An 18,974-nucleotide genomic window follows, 5' to 3' on the forward strand; every position below is an offset into this window, starting at 1 on the left:
CACTAACACCTCGAACGAATTCATACCCAAAACGCTAAACGCCCGGCGCAGAAATTGCACCTGGCCTGTGGATAACTGGGCGTGGAATCGTCGAAAAGCAGTCGAAAAGCAATGGCTTATCCACAGGCAATTTGACCTCGCGGCGAAACCCGCTAAGATACCCAACCGAAGTTTGAGCGATCCGTAAGGGGCGCGCTCAAGTTTCACCGAAGACCGTCGGTCACTTCCGTAAGGGAGTCGAAGGTATCCCATTCCAGGGATCGACCCACGCAGGAGAAACGAGGCTGGACTTGCGTCTGCCCCGTGCCTTCTGCACGGGGCATTTTTCATTGGTGCTCCGGGCGGATTGAAGGACATGAAGTATCGGAAGGAGGCGTGTGTCATGGCAAACCCGAAGAATGTTGCGGAACTTGCAGCTCTGAAGGAGAAGTTCGCTGAGGCGGACTCCATCGTGCTGACTGAGTACCGTGGCCTGACCGTCGGCCAGCTCCAGCAGCTGCGCGGCGATATGGGCTTTGATGTCGAGTACCACGTCGCCAAGAACACTCTCATCAAGATCGCTGCTAATGAGCAGGGCATTGAGGGTCTCGACGATCTTCTCACCGGCCCGACCGCTGTTGCGTTCATCAAGGGCGACGCGGCTGTTGATGCTGCGAAGGTGATGAAGAAGTTCAACAAGGACCACGACGCGTTCGTGATCAAGGGCGGCTTCATGGACGGTAACGTCCTGGACGCTTCCCAGATCGACGCTCTGGCTGAGATGGACAACCGCGAGACCACCCTTGCGAAGCTCGCTGGTGCGTTCGAGGGTTCTCTGGCAAAGGCTGCCGGCCTGTTCCAGGCTCCGGCCTCCAAGACGGCTCGTCTTGTCGCTGCGCTGCAGGACAAGCAGGAAGCCGCGTAAGCAAACTTTTACATCTGGGCTGCAGACGCCCACCTAAAGAAAGGAAGCCATCATGGCTAAGCTCACCAAGGACGAGCTCATTGAGCAGTTCAAGGAAATGACCCTCATCGAACTTTCCGAGTTCCTGAAGGAATTCGAGGAGGTCTTCGACGTGACCGCTGCTGCTCCGGTTGCAGTTGCTGCTGCTCCGGGCGCTGCTGGCGATGCTCCGGCTGCTGAGGAGAAGGACGAGTTCGACGTTGTTCTCGAGGACGCTGGCGACAAGAAGATCGGTGTCATTAAGGCTGTCCGCGAGCTCGTTCCGGGCCTGGGCCTGAAGGACGCTAAGGAAATGGTTGAGGGCACCCCGAAGGCCATCTTGGAAGGCGCTTCCAAGGACGATGCTGAGGCTGCTAAGGCTAAGCTCGAGGAGGCTGGCGCAAAGGTCACCCTCAAGTAAGAGCCTTTCGCTTTTCGACGACACCCCCGCCCACCGGTACGTTTACCGGCTGGCGGGGGTTTCGCTTGTCCTGCGCTAAGATTTCGGACCATGCTGCGTTTTTCCCGTTCCTTGGCCGCGTTGGTTGCTGGTGTGGGTATTGCGCTGGTGGTTGCTGGGATGTTGGCGCCGCGGGTGTTGTTGTCAGGGGAGCGGTTGCCGTTGGCGTTGGGGGATGCGACGTGGACGATTACGGATCCGGATGGCATGCGTGCGGGGGAGTCGGCGCCGGTGACGCGTCAGTTGCATTTGGAGGTGATGGAGCCTTCGGGGGATGAGCGGGCGGCTATTCGTGTGGGGGATTCGGTGCGAGCGGGTGAGGCTCCGGGGGATTTTGAGAATTTGGTGTCTGCGACGACGTGGTCGTATGAGTTGGATCGGGTGTCGGGTGAGGCGTTGTCGCCGGCGCAGGCGCAGGTAATTTTTGCGATGCCTGCTGCTCAGGTGGCGGTGAATGGTGTGTGGCTGAAATTCCCGTCGCCCGCGCCTGCGTCGGACGTGGACGTGTTTGATCCGGTGTTGCGTGGTTCGGCGGTGGCGCGGTTCGTCGATACGCAAGAGATCGGCGGACGCACCGTCAACCGCTACCAGCAGACGGTCGCGCCGACGAATATCGCGCAGCGCTACGCCGATCCGCGTAACACGCTCACGATCGACGGTGAACGTACGTTCTTTACTCATGCGGCGGAGCGCGAGTTGCTTGTCGACGAGCAAACGGGCGTTGTTGTGGGCATCAACGAGCGTGTCGACGACTACTATGCCGACGCCGAGGGTAACGGCGTGCAGAACGTGCTGACCTATGACGGACGTATGGACGAGGCGCAGGTCACGGAACTTGTGCAGCGGGTTGGTCAGGCGCAGCCGAAGGCGGCCAATCCGTTGTTGTGGTGGATTGTCACCGGTGTCGGTGCGGTGTTGGCCCTGGTGGGGCTGATTGGTTCGGTTGTTTCGGCGCGTCGCAATTGACGAGTCGCGCGGGTGGGGTGGTAGGCTGCCCTCCAGCAACTTGGACAACGGCACCAGACGGCACGGGTGCGTGAGGGTTGTAACGCGGGGGGTTGAGTGCCCGATAGGGCCCTTTACAATTTGTTAGCTTTTGTATAAGCTCGCTCGTTGCGCTGGAAGCCGTCTCCAGTACGTCATTGAAGCCTTGTGCATACGGATGAGAATTTCCTATTTGACAAGGTGATTTTGTTGTCTCTGGGGGCGGGTCTTCCGAAGCAGACCAAATGCTAACTTATCCTGCGGAAATGCCGCTGGACCGCGAAGCCAGACGCGGGCCGGTGAGCATCCGCCAGAGGTGCTGGAAGGACCCAACTTGGCAGTCTCAGACCAGACCATGAATATGGCTGAAATCCCGGGGGCTCCGGAACGTTATTCGTTCGCGAAGATTAACGAGCCCATTACCGTCCCGGGCTTGCTCGATGTGCAGCTCGAATCGTTCGCGTGGCTCGTCGGTACGTCGGAGTGGCGTGAGAATGAGCAGGCGAGCCGTGGCGACGATGCACGCGTCACCTCGGGCCTTGAGGACATTCTTGAGGAGATCTCCCCGATCGAGGACTACTCGGGCAACATGAGCCTGACGTTGTCCGAGCCGCGCTTCGAAGACGTGAAGTACACGATCGACGAGTGCAAGGACAAGGACATCAACTACTCCGCGCCGCTCTATGTGACCGCGGAGTTCATTAACAACGACACGCAGGAGATTAAGTCCCAGACCGTGTTCATTGGCGATTTCCCGCTGATGACCGACAAGGGCACCTTCATTGTCAACGGCACCGAGCGTGTCGTTGTCTCCCAGCTGGTGCGCTCCCCGGGCGTGTACTTCGACGAGTCGATTGATAAGTCCACGGAGCGCCCGCTGCACTCCGTGAAGGTTATCCCGTCTCGCGGCGCTTGGCTCGAGTTCGACGTGGACAAGCGTGACACCGTTGGTGTGCGTATTGACCGTAAGCGTCGCCAGCCGGTTACCGTCCTGCTGAAGGCTCTGGGTTGGACCACGGAACAGATCACGGAGCGCTTCGGCTTCTCCGAGATCATGATGTCCACCCTGGAAAACGACGGTGTGAACAACACCGACGAGGCTCTGCTGGAGATTTACCGCAAGCAGCGTCCGGGCGAGCAGCCGACGCGTGACCTTGCGCAGTCCCTGCTGGAGAACTCGTTCTTCAAGGCGAAGCGTTACGACCTGGCTCGCGTGGGCCGTTACAAGGTCAACCGCAAGCTTGGTCTCGGCGGCGATCACGACGGTTTGATGACGCTGACCGAAGAGGACATTGCTACCACCCTCGAGTACCTGGTGCGTCTGCACGCAGGTGAGTCGGAGATGACCTCCCCGTCGGGCGAGATCATCCCGATCAGCACTGATGACATTGACCACTTTGGTAACCGTCGTCTGCGTACCGTGGGTGAGCTGATCCAAAACCAGGTCCGCGTGGGTCTGTCCCGTATGGAGCGTGTTGTGCGTGAGCGTATGACCACGCAGGATGCTGAGTCGATTACGCCGACGTCGCTGATTAACGTGCGTCCGGTCTCCGCTGCGATTCGCGAGTTCTTCGGTACCTCGCAGCTGTCGCAGTTCATGGACCAGAACAACTCTCTGTCTGGCCTGACCCACAAGCGTCGTCTGTCTGCGCTTGGCCCGGGTGGTCTGTCGCGTGAGCGCGCCGGCATCGAGGTGCGAGATGTGCACCCGTCGCACTACGGCCGTATGTGCCCGATTGAGACCCCGGAAGGCCCGAACATTGGTCTGATTGGTGCGCTGTCCTCGTACGCGCGCGTCAACCCGTTCGGTTTCATTGAGACGCCGTACCAGAAGGTCAATGACGGCAAGCTGACCGACCAGATTGATTACCTCACCGCTGACGAGGAGGACCGCTACGCCATTGCGCAGGCGGCCACCCCGATGGATAAGGACGGCAACCTCACCGGTGAGCGTATCGAGGTCCGCCTCAAGGAAGGCGACATCGGCGTCGTCGGCCCGAAGGGTGTTGACTACCTGGATATTTCTCCGCGTCAGATGGTGTCTGTGGCAACGGCGATGATTCCGTTCCTCGAGCACGACGATGCGAACCGTGCCCTCATGGGTGCGAACATGCAGAAGCAGGCTGTGCCGCTGCTGCGCGCCGAGTCCGCGTACGTGGCTACCGGTATGGAGCAGCGTGCTGCGTACGACGCCGGCGATACCGTCATTTCCAAGAAGGCCGGCGTGATTGAGAACGTCACGGGCGACTACATCACCGTCATGGATGATGAGGGTGGCCGCGACACCTACATGCTGCGCACCTTCGAGCGTACGAACCAGGGCACCTGCTACAACCAGACCCCGATCGTGAACGCGGGCGACCGCGTCGAGGCTGGTCAGGTTATCGCTGACGGCCCGGGCACCAAGGACGGCGAGATGGCTCTCGGCCGTAACCTGCTGGTTGCGTTCATGCCGTGGGAAGGCCACAACTACGAGGACGCCATCATCCTCAACCAGCGCGTGGTGGAGGAGGACATCCTCACCTCCGTGCACATCGAGGAGCACGAGATTGATGCCCGCGACACCAAGCTCGGTGCCGAGGAGATCACTCGTGAGATCCCGAACGTGTCCGAGGATGTGCTGAAGGATCTGGACGAGCGCGGCATCATCCGTATCGGTGCTGACGTGCGTGACGGCGACATCCTCGTCGGTAAGGTCACCCCGAAGGGTGAGACTGAGCTGACCCCGGAGGAGCGCCTGCTGCGTGCCATCTTCGGTGAGAAGGCCCGCGAGGTCCGCGACACCTCCCTGAAGGTGCCCCACGGTGAGCAGGGCAAGGTCATTGCTGTGCGTCGCTTCTCCCGTGAGGACGACGACGATCTGTCCCCGGGCGTGAACGAGATGATCCGCGTGTACGTGGCTCAGAAGCGCAAGATCCAGGACGGCGACAAGATGGCTGGCCGCCACGGCAACAAGGGTGTCGTGGGCAAGATCCTGCCTCAGGAAGACATGCCGTTCATGGCTGACGGCACCCCGGTGGACATCATCCTGAACACCCACGGTGTGCCGCGTCGTATGAACATTGGTCAGGTGCTTGAGGTTCACTTGGGCTGGCTGGCGAAGGCCGGTTGGACGGTGAACCCGGACGATCCGGCGAACGCCAAGTTGCTGGAGACCCTGCCGGAGCACCTGTATGACGTCCCGCCGGAGTCGCTGACCGCAACCCCGGTGTTCGACGGTGCGACCAACGACGAGATCGCTGGCCTGCTTGCGAACTCCAAGCCGAACCGCGACGGTGACGTCATGGTGGACGGCGACGGTAAGACCGTCCTGTTCGACGGCCGTTCCGGTGAGCCGTACAAGTACCCGATTTCGGTCGGTTACATGTACATGCTGAAGCTGCACCACCTGGTGGACGAGAAGATTCACGCTCGTTCCACTGGTCCGTACTCGATGATTACGCAGCAGCCGCTGGGCGGTAAGGCTCAGTTCGGTGGCCAGCGTTTCGGCGAGATGGAGGTGTGGGCAATGCAGGCTTACGGCGCTGCCTACACGCTGCAGGAGCTGCTGACCATTAAGTCGGATGACGTGGTCGGCCGTGTGAAGGTTTACGAGGCGATTGTCAAGGGCGACAACATCCCGGATCCGGGTATTCCGGAGTCTTTCAAGGTGTTGCTCAAGGAGTTGCAGTCCCTGTGCTTGAACGTGGAGGTTCTCTCTACTGATGGCACGCCGATGGAGCTCGACGGCGATGACGACGAGTTTGATCAGGCTGGCTCCTCGCTCGGCATTAACCTGTCCCGCGATGAGGGTGCAGCGGCGGATACCGCTTAGGCGCCAGGTGGTCGTCGTCAAGCAATTGCTTGTCGACGATCAAACGAACGCAATAGCCAACCACTTAAAAGAAAAGGAATTTTTACGTGTTTGACGTAAACCTCTTCGATGAGCTTCGCATCGGCCTGGCCACCGCCGACGACATTCGCCGTTGGTCCCACGGCGAGGTGAAGAAGCCTGAAACCATTAACTACCGCACGCTCAAGCCGGAAAAGGACGGCCTGTTCTGCGAGCGCATCTTCGGTCCGACCCGCGACTGGGAGTGTGCCTGCGGTAAGTACAAGCGTGTCCGCTACAAGGGCATCATCTGCGAGCGCTGCGGCGTCGAGGTGACCAAGTCCAAGGTGCGCCGTGAGCGCATGGGCCACATTGAGCTGGCTGCTCCGGTGACGCACATCTGGTACTTCAAGGGTGTGCCGTCGCGTCTGGGCTACCTGCTCGACCTGGCGCCGAAGGACCTTGAGCGCATCATTTACTTCGCGGCGAACATCATCACCTCTGTTGATGACGAGGCTCGCCACAACGACATGTCCACCCTCGAGGCGGAGATGTTGATGGAGAAGAAGGATGTCGAGGACGACACCAACTCCGAGATCGCCGACCGTGCGCAGAAGTTGGAGGAGGACCTCGCTGAGCTCGAGGCTTCCGGTGCGACTGCTGCTGCCCGCAAGAAGGTGCAGAACGCTGCCGATAAGGAAATGCAGCACCTGCGCGAGGCTGGCGAGCGCGAGGTTGAGCGCCTCGACGAGATCTGGACCACCTTCCAGAAGCTCGCTCCGAAGCAGATGATTATCGACGAAAACCTCTACGAGGAACTCGTCGACCGTTACGAGGATTACTTCACCGGCGGCATGGGCGCCGAGGCAATCCAGACCCTGATCCGCAACTTCGACCTCGACGCCGAGGCTGAGGAGCTGCGCGGCATCATCGCCGAGGGCAAGGGCCAGAAGAAGGTCCGCGCCCTGAAGCGTCTGCGCGTTGTCGCTGCGTTCCAGCGCTCGGGCAACGACCCGGCCGGCATGATCCTCGACGCCATCCCGGTGATCCCGCCGGAACTGCGTCCGATGGTCCAGCTCGACGGTGGCCGTTTTGCTACCTCCGACCTGAACGACCTGTACCGCCGCGTGATCAACCGCAACAACCGTTTGAAGCGCATGATCGACCTGGGTGCACCAGAGATCATCGTGAACAACGAGAAGCGCATGCTGCAGGAGTCCGTTGACGCCCTGTTCGACAACGGTCGTCGTGGCCGTCCGGTCACCGGCCCGGGCACCCGTCCGCTGAAGTCCCTGTCTGATCTGCTCAAGGGCAAGCAGGGCCGCTTCCGCCAGAACCTGCTGGGTAAGCGTGTGGACTACTCCGGCCGTTCCGTGATTATCGTCGGCCCGCAGCTGAAGCTGCACGAGTGTGGTCTGCCGAAGCGTATGGCGCTCGAGCTGTTTAAGCCGTTTGTGATGAAGCGTCTCGTCGATAATGACTACGCGCAGAACATCAAGTCCGCCAAGCGCATGGTGGAGCGTCAGCGCCCTGAGGTGTGGGACGTCCTCGAGGAGGCGATTTCCGAGCACCCAGTGCTGCTCAACCGTGCACCGACCCTGCACCGTCTGGGTATCCAGGCGTTCGAGCCGAAGCTGGTCGAGGGTAAGGCAATTCAGCTGCACCCGCTGGCCTGTGAAGCATTCAACGCCGACTTCGACGGTGACCAGATGGCAGTCCACCTGCCGCTGTCCGCAGAGGCGCAGGCTGAGGCCCGCATCCTGATGCTGTCCTCCAACAACATCCTGTCCCCGGCATCCGGCAAGCCGCTGGCAATGCCGCGCCTGGACATGGTGACCGGCCTGTACTTCCTGACCATGCTCAAGGGCCCGCAGGAGATCGGCGGCGAGGGCGCATATGCACCTGCCGACGAAAACGGCCCGGAGCGCGGCGTCTACTCGTCCTACCGCGAGGCCATCATGGCCTACGACCTGGGCGTGCTTGGCCTGCAGGCACCGATCAAGGTGCGCATCGATCACCTGCGTCCGACGGAGGAGATCGAGGCAGAGCAGTTCCCGGATGGTTGGACGAAGGGTCAGCCGTGGATGATGGAGACCACCCTTGGTCGCATCATGTTCAACGAGCTCATGCCGTTTAACTTCCCGTACCAGGAAGGCGCCATGGTCCGTAAGGGCGGTGGCGGCGGCAAGGTGCTGCTCGGCGACATCATCCAGTCCATGGTTGAGCAGTACCCGATGATCACCGTCGCTCAGGTGCTGGACAAGATGAAGGACGCTGGCTTCTACTGGTCCACCCGTTCCGGCGTCACCATCTCCATGTCCGACGTGCTGATTCTCCCGAACAAGAACGAAGTCCTCGAGCAGTACGAGAAGGAAGCCGAGGCCATCGAGCGCAAGTTCTGGGAGAAGGGCGCGCTTACGGAGGAGAACCGTTACGACCGTCTGGTCGAGCTGTGGCAGGATGCCACCAACAAGGTTGGTCAGGCCGTCGAGGACCTGTACCCGGACGACAACCCGATTCCGATGATCGTGAAGTCCGGTGCTGCAGGTAACATGCGTCAGATCTGGACCCTGGCCGGCATGAAGGGCATGGTCGTGAACTCGCGTGGTGAGTACATCACGCGCCCGATCAAGACCTCTTTCCGCGAAGGCCTGTCCGTGATGGAGTACTTCAACAACTCCCACGGTTCCCGTAAGGGTCTTGCCGATACCGCTCTGCGTACCGCTGACTCGGGCTACCTCACCCGTCGTCTGGTGGACGTGGCGCAGGACGTCATCGTCCGCGAGGAGGACTGTGGCACCCGTCAGGGCGTCAAGGTTCCTGTTGCCGTGGAAAACGCTGGCGTTTTCCACCGCCACGACCTGGTCGAGACCTCTGTCTCCGGCCGCGTTCTGGCTGCGGATGCCACCGACGCTGATGGCAAGGTCATCGCCGAGGCTGGTACCGAGTTGAGCGAGCAGCGTATCGACGACCTCGTGGCCGCCGGCATCACCGAGGTCAAGGTTCGCTCCGTGCTGACCTGCCAGACCCCGACCGGTGTCTGCGCGAAGTGCTACGGCAAGTCCATGGCCTCCGGTCACCTCGTCGACATCGGCGAAGCCGTCGGCATCGTGGCTGCACAGTCCATTGGTGAGCCGGGTACTCAGCTGACCATGCGTACCTTCCACCAGGGTGGTGTCGGTGGCGACATTACCGGTGGTCTGCCGCGTGTCCAGGAGCTCTTCGAGGCCCGCGTTCCGAAGAACCGCGCCCCGATCGCTTCCGTGGCCGGCACGATCACTCTCGAGGACGAGGGCAACTTCTGGACGCTGACCATCCACCCGGATGACGGTTCCGACGTGGTGGTCTACGAGAAGCTGTCCAAGCGCCAGGGCCTGGCCCAGGTTCGCCGCCCGATGGAGTCCAACCCGGACGCCATGATCGAGCGTGGCCTGCGCGAGGGTGACCACGTCGAGGTGGGCGAGCGCCTGCTTCGCGGTGCTGCTGACCCGCACGACGTGCTCGAGGTTCTCGGCCGTCGCGGTGTGGAGAAGCACCTTATCGACGAGGTCCAGGCCGTGTACCGCACCCAGGGTGTGTCCATCCACGACAAGCACATCGAGATCATCATCCGCCAGATGCTGCGTCGCGGCACCGTGATCGACTCGGGTACCACCGAGTTCCTCCCGGGCACGCTCGTGGACCTGTCGGAGGCACGCCAGGTCAACGCCGCTGCTGTGGCAGACGGTGGCGAGCCGGCCGAGATGCGCTCCGAGATCATGGGCATCACCAAGGCATCGCTGGCTACCGAGTCCTGGCTGTCGGCCGCGTCCTTCCAAGAGACCACCCGTGTGCTCACGGACGCTGCGATTAACAAGCGTTCCGACAAGCTCATCGGCCTGAAGGAGAACGTGATCATCGGTAAGTTGATCCCGGCTGGTACCGGTATCTCCCGCTACCGCAACATCCAGGTCAAGCCGACCGAGGCGGCACGCTCCGCGGCGTACGCCATCCCGACCTTCGGCGATTCCATCTACGGCGACGAAGGCTACGGCGAATTCACCGGCGCTTCGGTGCCGATGGAAGAGTTCGGCTACGAGGAGCTCTAAAGGCAGCCCCAGCATTCTGGCTTAGCTAGGTCTGCTTCAAAGCCCGGCCTCCCCGCTGAGGGGAGGCCGGGCTTTTTGTTGTGCTGAGACTAAATGCGAGCACCGCGGGCTGCGCGCACGATTCCTACGCCACCCATGAGTGCGAGCCCGCGGACATGGATGACCGGAGCATCGGCGGGAATCTCAGCGAGAGAAAACCTGCACGACGAGTGGGTTTCCACCCCGAAACCACCCATGATTCCAATTCCTGCATCGACGACTCGGACATCGTCTGGCACGATGATCTCGATGCCACCCATGATGGCGAATGCGTTGATCTCGGTCTCGTGAGAACTCAACCTCGCCTCGCGCAGATCGATTGAGCTTCCGCCCATCACGGTGAAGGAGGTGTGCGTCGGAGCTACCAACCAGTCGCCGCCTCGCTCGCTGCCTCCCATGACTGCAAGGCTGAAGCCGGAGCCGCCGGATTCGCCGGTGACGTAGTTTCTCACTCCTGAAGGGCGCTGGGCCGGAGGATGGGGTTGGGCGGTGACGGGGGAGAGATCGTCGATAAGCGCAGGAAGCTCATCGACAAAGGTTGCCTCGTAGAGCATGCGGGAGCGTTCGTCGAACTCGTTGACGGTGAGCTGTCCATCGACGAATGCATCGTGAAGGAAGGCGGCGGCACGGTCGCGTTCCGCGCTGCTCAGTCGCTTACGGGGGAGGTTCGCATCGCTCATGCCACGAAAGCTAGCACGGATTTGCCGTCATGCCTTGGCGTGTTGTAAATTATCTGAGGTTTCGCCCGTGTGAATCGGTGCGAAGTTAAACGAACTCCATGCGACTCGTTCACTAGGTAGTTCATGCAAACGGCAGGGCCCCGGAAGAAGAGCCCCTATTTTTGCATGTATGGCCATGTGTGAGCGGGACGCGCGAACAGAAAGGGCTTGAATGCCTACTATTCAGCAGCTGGTCCGCAAGGGCCGCCACTCCAAGAGCGCGAAGGTGGCTACTGCTGCGCTGAAGGGCTCCCCGCAGCGCCGCGGCGTGTGCACCCGCGTGTACACCACCACCCCGAAGAAGCCGAACTCTGCACTGCGTAAGGTCGCCCGTGTGCGCCTGACCTCCGGTGTCGAGGTTTCCGCTTACATTCCGGGCGAGGGCCACAACCTGCAGGAGCACTCCATGGTGCTCGTGCGCGGCGGCCGTGTGAAGGACCTCCCGGGTGTGCGCTACAAGATCGTTCGTGGCGCCCTCGATACCCAGGCAGTGAAGGACCGTAAGCAGGCACGTTCCCGCTACGGCGCGAAGAAGGGACAGTAATCAATGCGTAAGCAGCAAGCACCGAAGCGTCCCATCGTTAAGGATCCGGTATACGAGTCCGAGCTGGTCACCCAGCTTGTGAACAAGATCCTGCAGGACGGCAAGAAGTCCACCGCCGAGCGCATCGTCTACGGCGCACTCGAGATCTGCCGCGAGAAGACCGGCACCGATCCGGTGGGCACCCTGGAAAAGGCTATCGGCAACGTTCGCCCGGACCTCGAGGTTCGCTCCCGCCGTGTTGGTGGCGCAACCTACCAGGTCCCGGTTGACGTCAAGCCGGAGCGCTCCACCACTCTCGCCCTGCGTTGGCTGGTCACCTTTACCCGCCAGCGTCGTGAGAACTCGATGATCGAGCGTCTCGCCAACGAGATCCTGGATGCTTCCAACGGTCTCGGCGCATCCGTGAAGCGTCGCGAGGATGTCCACAAGATGGCAGAGGCCAACCGCGCCTTCGCCCACTACCGCTGGTAAGAGCTGGAAGCGAGATGATCGTCGGCAGACCCCGAAACTGCATATGTGTCCCCTCGTGGGGCCCGCGTTTTCGGGGTTTTCGTCGATAAGCACAAGCTCGCGCTGCCATTTGAGCAACAAAGTGGCAGAATTGACTAACGACAACTAACCGACAAAGACGCTTCACCGCGTCGACGACATTAAGTTGGGGTAACAAACGTGGCACAAGAAGTGCTTAAGGACCTGCACAAGGTCCGCAACATCGGCATCATGGCCCACATTGACGCCGGTAAGACCACCACCACCGAGCGCATCCTGTTCTACACGGGCATCAACCGCAAGGTCGGCGAAACCCACGACGGTGGCGCAACCACCGACTGGATGGATCAGGAGAAAGAGCGCGGCATCACCATTACGTCCGCAGCTGTGACCTGTTTCTGGAACAACAACCAGATCAACATCATTGACACCCCGGGTCACGTGGACTTCACCGTTGAGGTGGAGCGCTCCCTGCGCGTGCTCGATGGTGCTGTCGCCGTGTTCGACGGCAAGGAAGGTGTTGAGCCGCAGTCCGAGCAGGTGTGGCGTCAGGCTGCGAAGTACGACGTACCGCGTATCTGCTTCGTCAACAAGATGGACAAGCTGGGTGCAGACTTCTTCTACACCGTCGGCACCATTGTCGACCGCCTCGGCGCTAAGCCGTTGGTAATGCAGATTCCGATCGGCGCTGAGGACGACTTCGACGGCGTCGTCGATCTGCTCGAGATGAAGGCTCTGCAGTGGCCGGGCAAGGTCGAGACCGGCACGCCGCCTCAGATCACCGAGATCCCGGAGGACCTCAAGGAGCTCGCAGAAGAGTACCGCGAGAAGCTTCTCGAGACCGTTGCTGAGTCCGACGAAGAGCTCATGGAGAAGTACTTCGGTGGCGAAGAACTCACCATCGAGGAAATCAAGGGCGCCATCCGCAAGCTCACCGTGAACTCCGAGATCTACCCGGTGTTCTGCGGTACCGCATACCGCAACAAGGGCATCGAGCCGATCCTCGACGCTGTTGTTGACTACCTGCCGAGCCCGCTGGACATCGGCGAGGTGCGTGGCACCTCCGTCGACGGCTCCGAGGAACTCTTCCGTAAGCCGTCCGTCGAAGAGCCGTTCTCCGCACTGGCCTTCAAGATCGCCGTGCACCCGTTCTTCGGCAAGCTCACCTACGTGCGCGTCTACTCCGGCCAGGCTATTCCGGGCGAGCAGATGCTCAACTCCACGAAGTCCAAGAAGGAGCGCGTGGGCAAGCTCTTCCAGATGCACGCGAACAAGGAGAACCCGGTCGAGCACGCAGACGCCGGCAACATCTACGCGTTTATCGGGCTGAAGGAAACCACGACCGGCGACACGCTGTGCAACCCGGATCACCCGATCATCCTCGAGTCCATGGACTTCCCGGACCCGGTTATCCAGGTGGCCATCGAGCCGAAGACCAAGGCTGACCAGGAGAAGCTCGGTACCGCTATTCAGAAGCTTGCTGAAGAGGACCCGACCTTCACCGTCCAGCTCGACGAAGAGACCGGCCAGACCGTCATCGGCGGCATGGGCGAGCTCCACCTCGACGTGCTGGTGGACCGCATGAAGCGCGAGTTCAAGGTTGAGGCAAACATCGGTTCCCCGCAGGTTGCTTACCGCGAGACCATTCGCAAGAAGGTCGAGTCCCTCGACTTCACCCACAAGAAGCAGACCGGTGGTTCGGGCCAGTTCGCAAAGGTCATCGTCACCATCGAGCCGTACAACCCGGATCCGGAGACCCTGGAAGAGGGCGAGTCCGCAACCTACAAGTTCGAGAACGCCGTCACCGGTGGTCGCGTGCCGAAGGAATACATCCCGTCCGTCGACGCTGGTATCCAGGACGCAATGCAGTACGGCTACCTCGCTGGCTACCCGCTGGTGAACATCAAGGCCACCCTCGAGGACGGCGCTTACCACGACGTCGACTCTTCGGAAATGGCGTTTAAGATCGCTGGCTCCCAGGTCCTCAAGGAAGCTGTTGCTAAGGCGAAGCCGGTTCTGCTTGAGCCGGTCATGGCTGTTGAGGTCGTGACCCCGGAGGAGTACATGGGCACCGTTAACGGTGACATCAGCTCCCGCCGTGGCCAAGTCTACGCCATGGAAGATCGCTCCGGCGCAAAGGTCGTCCGTGCGAAGGTGCCGCTGTCCGAGATGTTCGGCTACATCGGCGACCTGCGTTCCTCGACCGCTGGCCGTGCAAACTTCACCATGGTGTTCGACTCCTACGCTGAGGTTCCGCAGAGCGTCGCGCAGGAGATCATCGAGAAGCGCAACGGCAACTAAGCCGCCCTCTCCCGCCAGCTGCGTGCCAGCAGCTGGCGTACAAGGGAGAACCCCTAGCGGGGTAGCGGTCGCGCTGAGGCAACGCAACAACGGGCGTTGTCTGAGCCGGCCGTTACCCTCTAGGTTGGTCCGGGGAATCGGATCGGCCAGTTTGAAAAACGGCCTTTTTGAACCTAGGATCTTGTAACTGGCACATTGTGAAATGGCTCCCGTCGCTATATCCGTTTTGGGCTGTAGCGGTTGGGCGTAAGCAAACCACGTGGCTGCGAAGGTCGTAGCCACCATGAAGTCCAGGAGGACAATCAGTGGCAAAGGAAAAGTTCGAGCGCACTAAGCCGCACGTGAACATCGGCACCATTGGTCACGTCGACCACGGCAAGACCACCACCACCGCTGCGATCACCAAGGTACTGGCAGACCAGTACCCGGAGGAGAACAAGGCCTTCGACTACGCGATGATCGATAAGGCCCCGGAGGAGCGCGAGCGCGGCATTACCATCAACATCTCCCACGTGGAGTACAACACCCCGAAGCGTCACTACGCACACGTCGACGCCCCGGGCCACGCCGACTACATCAAGAACATGATTACCGGCGCTGCTCAGATGGACGGCGCAATCCTCGTGGTTGCTGCTACCGACGGCCCGATGCCGCAGACCCGTGAGCACGTTCTGCTCGCTCGCCAGGTTGGCGTTCCGTACATCCTCGTTGCACTGAACAAGTGCGACATGGTCGACGACGAAGAGATCATCGAGCTCGTCGAGATGGAGGTCCGCGAGCTGCTGGCTGAGCAGGACTACGACGAGGAAGCACCGATCGTCCACATCTCCGCTCTCAAGGCTCTCGAGGGCGATGAGAAGTGGGTTCAGTCCATCGTCGACCTCATGCAGGCTTGCGATGACTCCATCCCGGATCCGGAGCGCGAGACCGACAAGCCGTTCCTGATGCCGATCGAGGACATCTTCACCATTTCCGGCCGCGGCACCGTGGTTACCGGTCGTGTGGAGCGTGGCGTCCTCAACCTCAACGACGAGGTCGAGATCATCGGTATCCGCGAGAAGTCCCAGAAGACCACCGTCACCTCCATCGAGATGTTCAACAAGCTTCTCGACACCGCTGAGGCTGGCGACAACGCTGCACTGCTGCTGCGTGGTCTGAAGCGCGAGGACGTCGAGCGCGGCCAGGTCATCATTAAGCCGGGCGCTTACACCCCGCACACCAAGTTCGAGGGCTCCGTCTACGTGCTGTCCAAGGACGAGGGCGGCCGTCACACCCCGTTCTTCGACAACTACCGTCCGCAGTTCTACTTCCGCACCACCGACGTGACCGGTGTTGTGAAGCTGCCGGAGGGCACCGAGATGGTTATGCCGGGCGACAACGTCGACATGACCGTCGAGCTCATCCAGCCGGTCGCTATGGACGAGGGTCTGCGCTTCGCTATCCGCGAGGGCTCCCGCACCGTCGGCGCTGGCCGCGTTACCAAGATCCTCGACTAATTCGAGTCGATCTGACGTAACCGTCGGATAAACGCCAAAGCCGCCTCTCCCGTTTGGGAGGGGCGGCCTTTTGCATGCCCTGAGGGGGGTTTATGGTCTGAGGTGTGCAGGACCCAACACGTATCCCGAAGATTCTGGCCGCGCTTCAAGAGGTTTGGGAGGGGCAACCAGATTTGAGCCTCGGCCAATTATTTGGGGTATTGGGCAATCGTGGGCTGGGGTGGGACTCAACTGACGCAGAGGCGCTCGCAGTTCTTCAGCAGCTCTCTCAGGAGCATCCTTCGCTTGTCGACAACACCTCCGCCCCCATTACCTTCACCACCGTCGAACCGCACCTTCAGGTTACCTTGGTGGACGGAAAAGTGGTGGTGCGAAGCGCGGCGCACCCAGGGCGAATGCCGTCGGTGTGGCGGTATGCGTCGATGCGACGTACCGGTCCGGGGTTACCGCTCGTGTTAACTGATGTGGAGGGGGTGGAACATCGGCTGGGGATTGTCCGTCATTTGAAGCTTTTTACGCCGGGGGAGAGTCGCTCGTTGGCGGGATTGCTGCAAGATAGCGTAGGAGCGAACCGGTGGTTGGTGGCGCTGGAAGATGGCGCAAGGGCTGTGGTCGGCAGCCGGATCCGTCGTTGGGTACAGGCGCGTCGTGATGTTGACGTGGATACCTTCGCCTGGGCACGCATTCTTCAATGCGAGGCGGGGGCGGACATGACAATCGCCCCAGCCTCCGGTGGGGAGCCGGTGGTGCTGGGGCGAGTTACCGCGGTGTTGCCGCTGGAAGTTCAGGAGGAAGCCTAGACAGCCGCGAAGCCGCGTTTAGGCGGAGATCCTATCGAATTGCAGCTTCCATACGGTATCGATGTCCATGGTGTGGCTTGCGAGCCGGAAATCGTCGTCTGCGGCCTCGATAGCGCGGATGGCGCTTTCCAACGGGTAGTTCGGGTTCGCGGTGACGGTGAACGTGACGGTCGGGCGTTGGCCGACCATAGCGACGCGGCTGTCGGCGCGTTGGACTTCGTCGAGACGCTGGATGGTGTTGCAGGCTGCCTCGGCGACGCGCTGAACGTTGATTACCGTGTCACCGTGCGCGGCATCGGCTGGCACGATGTTGCCGTTGGAGAACGCGCGGGAGCGTAGATTTGCAAGCAAGATCCACAATCCCAACACGGCCAGGACAATAGCGGCGGCGATAAGCGCCTTGGTATACCAGTCCTCGTAGGCGAGGTACGTCACGCGGCTGCGGTCGATGTCGCGGAGGAAATCGCTCAGGTACGGGATTTCCCAGTACTCCGCAATGGGGAATAGGGCCACAACGACCATCAACAGGCCGAGCAGGAACGTGACCAGACGGTTGAAGAAGCTCAGTGTTTTGGTCATCGGTGCACCTCCGGGGGACGGACGTCGGACACTTCGGGCGTCGACTGCGCCGTGGTGGTGACTTGTGCCTGAGGCGTTTCCTTAGGCAACACCTTCACGGACACCGCAGGAGGCGCGGCGAGGCTCTTGAGCTCGCTGTTGAGCGATCGCGTGATGCGTTCTTGCATTGCGGGGCCGGAGCCGTCGTCGACAACCTGTACCTTGACCGACTTGCGGGTCGCCTTGGAGCGTACTTGCTCGCCACCGAGGTCGCTGTGAACCGTGTTGGTGGACTTTCGTGCCACATCGACGGGACGGGTCCAGATAGACACTGGGGAGTTCACTCGGACAAACCGGTGCGGGCGGGGTTTGAGCGCAACCACGATGAGCACAAGGCCGACCAAGGCCAGCAGGCACGCAATGATGACGGCGGGGATCTCTGTGGTGAACGAGCCGAGGAACTCAAACGCGCGACCAAACCAGGACTGCTCGGGTGATTCCGACTCGTAGGTGTAGTACCAGAGGTCACGCGCGCCGACACCCGCTAAAACGATGAGGAGCAGGCTGATGAGGACTGCGATCCAGCGCGATGCAGGGGTGCCTAGCGGTTCGTCGCCGGGGTGTGGCCCGACTGGGCGGGCGCTAGTTGGTTCGGTCATAGTACTTCACCACCGGTTCTATCGTGATCTGCTGAAGTGGCTTCGGCTGTGGGGCCTGGGGGGTGACCACGGGCTTCGGAGCCGGGCCGCGCGGGCTTGTTGGGCGCGCACTGGGCTGAATTGTCACCGGCTTGAGCGGCTGCCTATCTACGGTGATATCGCGCAACGGTCGCTGCCACGGCACCTCAACCGGCCGCATGTGCCCGAACGCCTTGACAGCGATCGGGGCGAGGGGCTGCAACGCTGGCAGCGACGGGGCGCGCAGAGCCACGGGCATGGGCGTCTCTGGGGCGAACGGCTCGAGTGGCTCGGGCACGTCAACGCCAGAAACGGTGACCGGTTGGGGCTGCTTCGGTGTTCGTACGCTTGGGGGAGTTGGTGTGGTGACGGCACGCATGTCGTCGACAAGCGATCGCGCTTCGATCGGCGCCAGTTCCTCGCGCTCGTTGGTCACGGGGTGCGTGATCTCGGAGGGAGAAACCTGGATGGGCTCTGGGATGATGAAAGCATCGTGGGTCGCAACATCGTCCCAGGTCACACGGGAACCATCCTCGATCGATTCGACGTTGGCAACGGTGACGTTGACGCGGGAGACATCCATCCCTGTGAGGGTGCGGATGTGGGCGATGATGGTGGCGCGCACAGCGTCCGTAATCGCCGCGACGGGCGCGGGATAGGACGTGGCAATCTCGGCATCGATGGCGACAAGGCCCGTCGTGCGGTCGATGTGTGCCTCGATGCGCGGAAGGCTGCGGCCCGCCAGGCCCGCCAATTTCGCGTCGATGTTGCGGGATCCCGGCACTGTTGAGGCCGCCACTTCCGCCACGCGCTCGATGGTGCGTTCGCTGACGTGGTAGAAGGAAGTGTCCATCAGCTATTGCTCCGGCCGGTTCCGTTGCCGATGATGCTGGCTAGGTCGAGGCGGCCGTCGAGTTGGGCGCCTACTACGCCGCCGAGGATGGTAAACAGCAGCAGCCAGAGTAGGCCGGCCCAGCCACCGAATGTGACGAAGAAGGCAACGATGACGCCGATGATGACGCCGGTCAGTGCCTTGTTGGCAAAGAGATTCATTGTTAAACCACGTTTCGGGTTGTTGTGTGAGGT

15 protein-coding genes are annotated in these 18,974 nt (G+C 61.3%); 10 read left to right on the top strand and 5 right to left on the bottom strand.

Annotated elements, in window-relative coordinates:
- The first annotated feature begins 382 nt into the window (after positions 1–382).
- From rplJ to HMPREF3145_RS07925, 5 genes are all read left to right on the top strand, one after another.
- Positions 383–904 (top strand): 50S ribosomal protein L10, encoded by a 522-nt coding sequence (rplJ, locus tag HMPREF3145_RS07905; protein ID WP_070422696.1) that lies wholly within the window; start codon positions 383–385, stop codon positions 902–904.
- A gap of 52 nt (positions 905–956) precedes the next feature.
- Positions 957–1,343, top strand: a complete 387-nt coding sequence (rplL, locus tag HMPREF3145_RS07910; RefSeq protein WP_070422697.1) for a 50S ribosomal protein L7/L12 — start codon at positions 957–959, stop codon at positions 1,341–1,343.
- Positions 1,344–1,433: 90 nt separating this feature from the next.
- Positions 1,434–2,348, top strand: a complete 915-nt coding sequence (locus tag HMPREF3145_RS07915) for a cell envelope lipid trafficking protein PgfA (protein ID WP_070422698.1) — start codon at positions 1,434–1,436, stop codon at positions 2,346–2,348.
- Positions 2,349–2,682: 334 nt separating this feature from the next.
- Positions 2,683–6,180 carry a DNA-directed RNA polymerase subunit beta gene (locus HMPREF3145_RS07920; protein WP_070422699.1) on the top strand — a complete coding sequence of 1,166 codons (3,498 nt, stop codon included), beginning with the start codon at positions 2,683–2,685 and terminating at the stop codon, positions 6,178–6,180.
- An 86-nt stretch (positions 6,181–6,266) separates the two neighbouring features.
- On the top strand, positions 6,267–10,265 hold the full coding sequence (locus tag HMPREF3145_RS07925) for a DNA-directed RNA polymerase subunit beta' (RefSeq protein WP_070422700.1): 3,999 nt from the start codon (positions 6,267–6,269) through the stop codon (positions 10,263–10,265).
- Between the two features lie 89 nt (positions 10,266–10,354).
- Here the strand turns inward: HMPREF3145_RS07925 and HMPREF3145_RS07930 are convergent, their stop codons facing one another.
- On the bottom strand, positions 10,355–10,984 hold the full coding sequence (locus HMPREF3145_RS07930; RefSeq protein WP_070422701.1) for a DUF1707 SHOCT-like domain-containing protein: 630 nt from the start codon (positions 10,982–10,984) through the stop codon (positions 10,355–10,357).
- A 211-nt stretch (positions 10,985–11,195) separates the two neighbouring features.
- Between HMPREF3145_RS07930 and rpsL the strand changes: the two genes are divergently transcribed.
- From rpsL to HMPREF3145_RS07955, 5 genes are all read left to right on the top strand, one after another.
- A complete protein-coding gene (gene rpsL, locus HMPREF3145_RS07935; protein ID WP_070422702.1) occupies positions 11,196–11,567 on the top strand; it encodes a 30S ribosomal protein S12 in 372 nt (123 codons plus the stop codon).
- Positions 11,568–11,570: 3 nt separating this feature from the next.
- The gene (gene rpsG, locus HMPREF3145_RS07940) at positions 11,571–12,038 is read left to right on the top strand and encodes a 30S ribosomal protein S7 (protein ID WP_070422703.1); all 468 of its coding nucleotides are present in this window, start codon (positions 11,571–11,573) and stop codon (positions 12,036–12,038) included.
- A 198-nt stretch (positions 12,039–12,236) separates the two neighbouring features.
- Entirely contained in the window at positions 12,237–14,357 is a 2,121-nt protein-coding gene (fusA, locus tag HMPREF3145_RS07945; RefSeq protein ID WP_070422704.1) for an elongation factor G, read from the top strand.
- Between the two features lie 305 nt (positions 14,358–14,662).
- Positions 14,663–15,853: an elongation factor Tu gene (gene tuf / locus HMPREF3145_RS07950; protein WP_070422705.1), complete on the top strand. Its 1,191-nt coding sequence runs from the start codon at positions 14,663–14,665 to the stop codon at positions 15,851–15,853.
- Between the two features lie 104 nt (positions 15,854–15,957).
- Positions 15,958–16,653, top strand: coding sequence for a hypothetical protein (locus tag HMPREF3145_RS07955; RefSeq protein WP_070422706.1), 696 nt, complete (start codon positions 15,958–15,960; stop codon positions 16,651–16,653).
- Between the two features lie 18 nt (positions 16,654–16,671).
- On the opposite strand, the gene HMPREF3145_RS07960 is transcribed toward HMPREF3145_RS07955, so the two are convergent.
- The 4 genes from HMPREF3145_RS07960 to HMPREF3145_RS07975 are packed head-to-tail and all read right to left on the bottom strand — an operon-like array spanning position 16,672 to position 18,941.
- A complete protein-coding gene (locus HMPREF3145_RS07960; protein WP_070422707.1) occupies positions 16,672–17,232 on the bottom strand; it encodes a hypothetical protein in 561 nt (186 codons plus the stop codon).
- Positions 17,229–17,870, bottom strand: coding sequence for an Asp23/Gls24 family envelope stress response protein (locus HMPREF3145_RS07965; protein ID WP_070422708.1), 642 nt, complete (start codon positions 17,868–17,870; stop codon positions 17,229–17,231). The genes HMPREF3145_RS07960 and HMPREF3145_RS07965 overlap by 4 nt, the downstream gene beginning before the upstream one ends.
- A complete protein-coding gene (locus HMPREF3145_RS07970; RefSeq protein WP_070422709.1) occupies positions 17,854–18,741 on the bottom strand; it encodes an Asp23/Gls24 family envelope stress response protein in 888 nt (295 codons plus the stop codon). The genes HMPREF3145_RS07965 and HMPREF3145_RS07970 overlap by 17 nt, the downstream gene beginning before the upstream one ends.
- Positions 18,741–18,941: a hypothetical protein gene (locus HMPREF3145_RS07975; RefSeq protein WP_070422710.1), complete on the bottom strand. Its 201-nt coding sequence runs from the start codon at positions 18,939–18,941 to the stop codon at positions 18,741–18,743. Before HMPREF3145_RS07975 ends, HMPREF3145_RS07970 begins: the two co-directional genes overlap by 1 nt.
- Between the last annotated feature and the right edge of the window lie 33 nt (positions 18,942–18,974).

Origin of the sequence: Corynebacterium sp. HMSC05C01 (genome assembly GCF_001807155.1) — a bacterium.
Taxonomy (GTDB): domain Bacteria; phylum Actinomycetota; class Actinomycetes; order Mycobacteriales; family Mycobacteriaceae; genus Corynebacterium; species Corynebacterium coyleae.

Excerpts from the sequence above, each read along its gene's own strand:
- HMPREF3145_RS07975 (WP_070422710.1), bottom strand. The coding sequence starts at position 18,941 with ATGAATCTCTTTGCCAACAAGGCACTGACCGGCGTCATCATCGGCGTC.
- HMPREF3145_RS07960 (WP_070422707.1), bottom strand. The coding sequence starts at position 17,232 with ATGACCAAAACACTGAGCTTCTTCAACCGTCTGGTCACGTTCCTGCTC.
- HMPREF3145_RS07965 (WP_070422708.1), bottom strand. The coding sequence starts at position 17,870 with ATGACCGAACCAACTAGCGCCCGCCCAGTCGGGCCACACCCCGGCGAC.
- rplJ (WP_070422696.1), top strand. The coding sequence starts at position 383 with ATGGCAAACCCGAAGAATGTTGCGGAACTTGCAGCTCTGAAGGAGAAG.
- HMPREF3145_RS07970 (WP_070422709.1), bottom strand. The coding sequence starts at position 18,741 with ATGGACACTTCCTTCTACCACGTCAGCGAACGCACCATCGAGCGCGTG.
- rpsL (WP_070422702.1), top strand. The coding sequence starts at position 11,196 with ATGCCTACTATTCAGCAGCTGGTCCGCAAGGGCCGCCACTCCAAGAGC.
- rpsG (WP_070422703.1), top strand. The coding sequence starts at position 11,571 with ATGCGTAAGCAGCAAGCACCGAAGCGTCCCATCGTTAAGGATCCGGTA.
- rplL (WP_070422697.1), top strand. The coding sequence starts at position 957 with ATGGCTAAGCTCACCAAGGACGAGCTCATTGAGCAGTTCAAGGAAATG.
- HMPREF3145_RS07915 (WP_070422698.1), top strand. The coding sequence starts at position 1,434 with ATGCTGCGTTTTTCCCGTTCCTTGGCCGCGTTGGTTGCTGGTGTGGGT.
- HMPREF3145_RS07930 (WP_070422701.1), bottom strand. The coding sequence starts at position 10,984 with ATGAGCGATGCGAACCTCCCCCGTAAGCGACTGAGCAGCGCGGAACGC.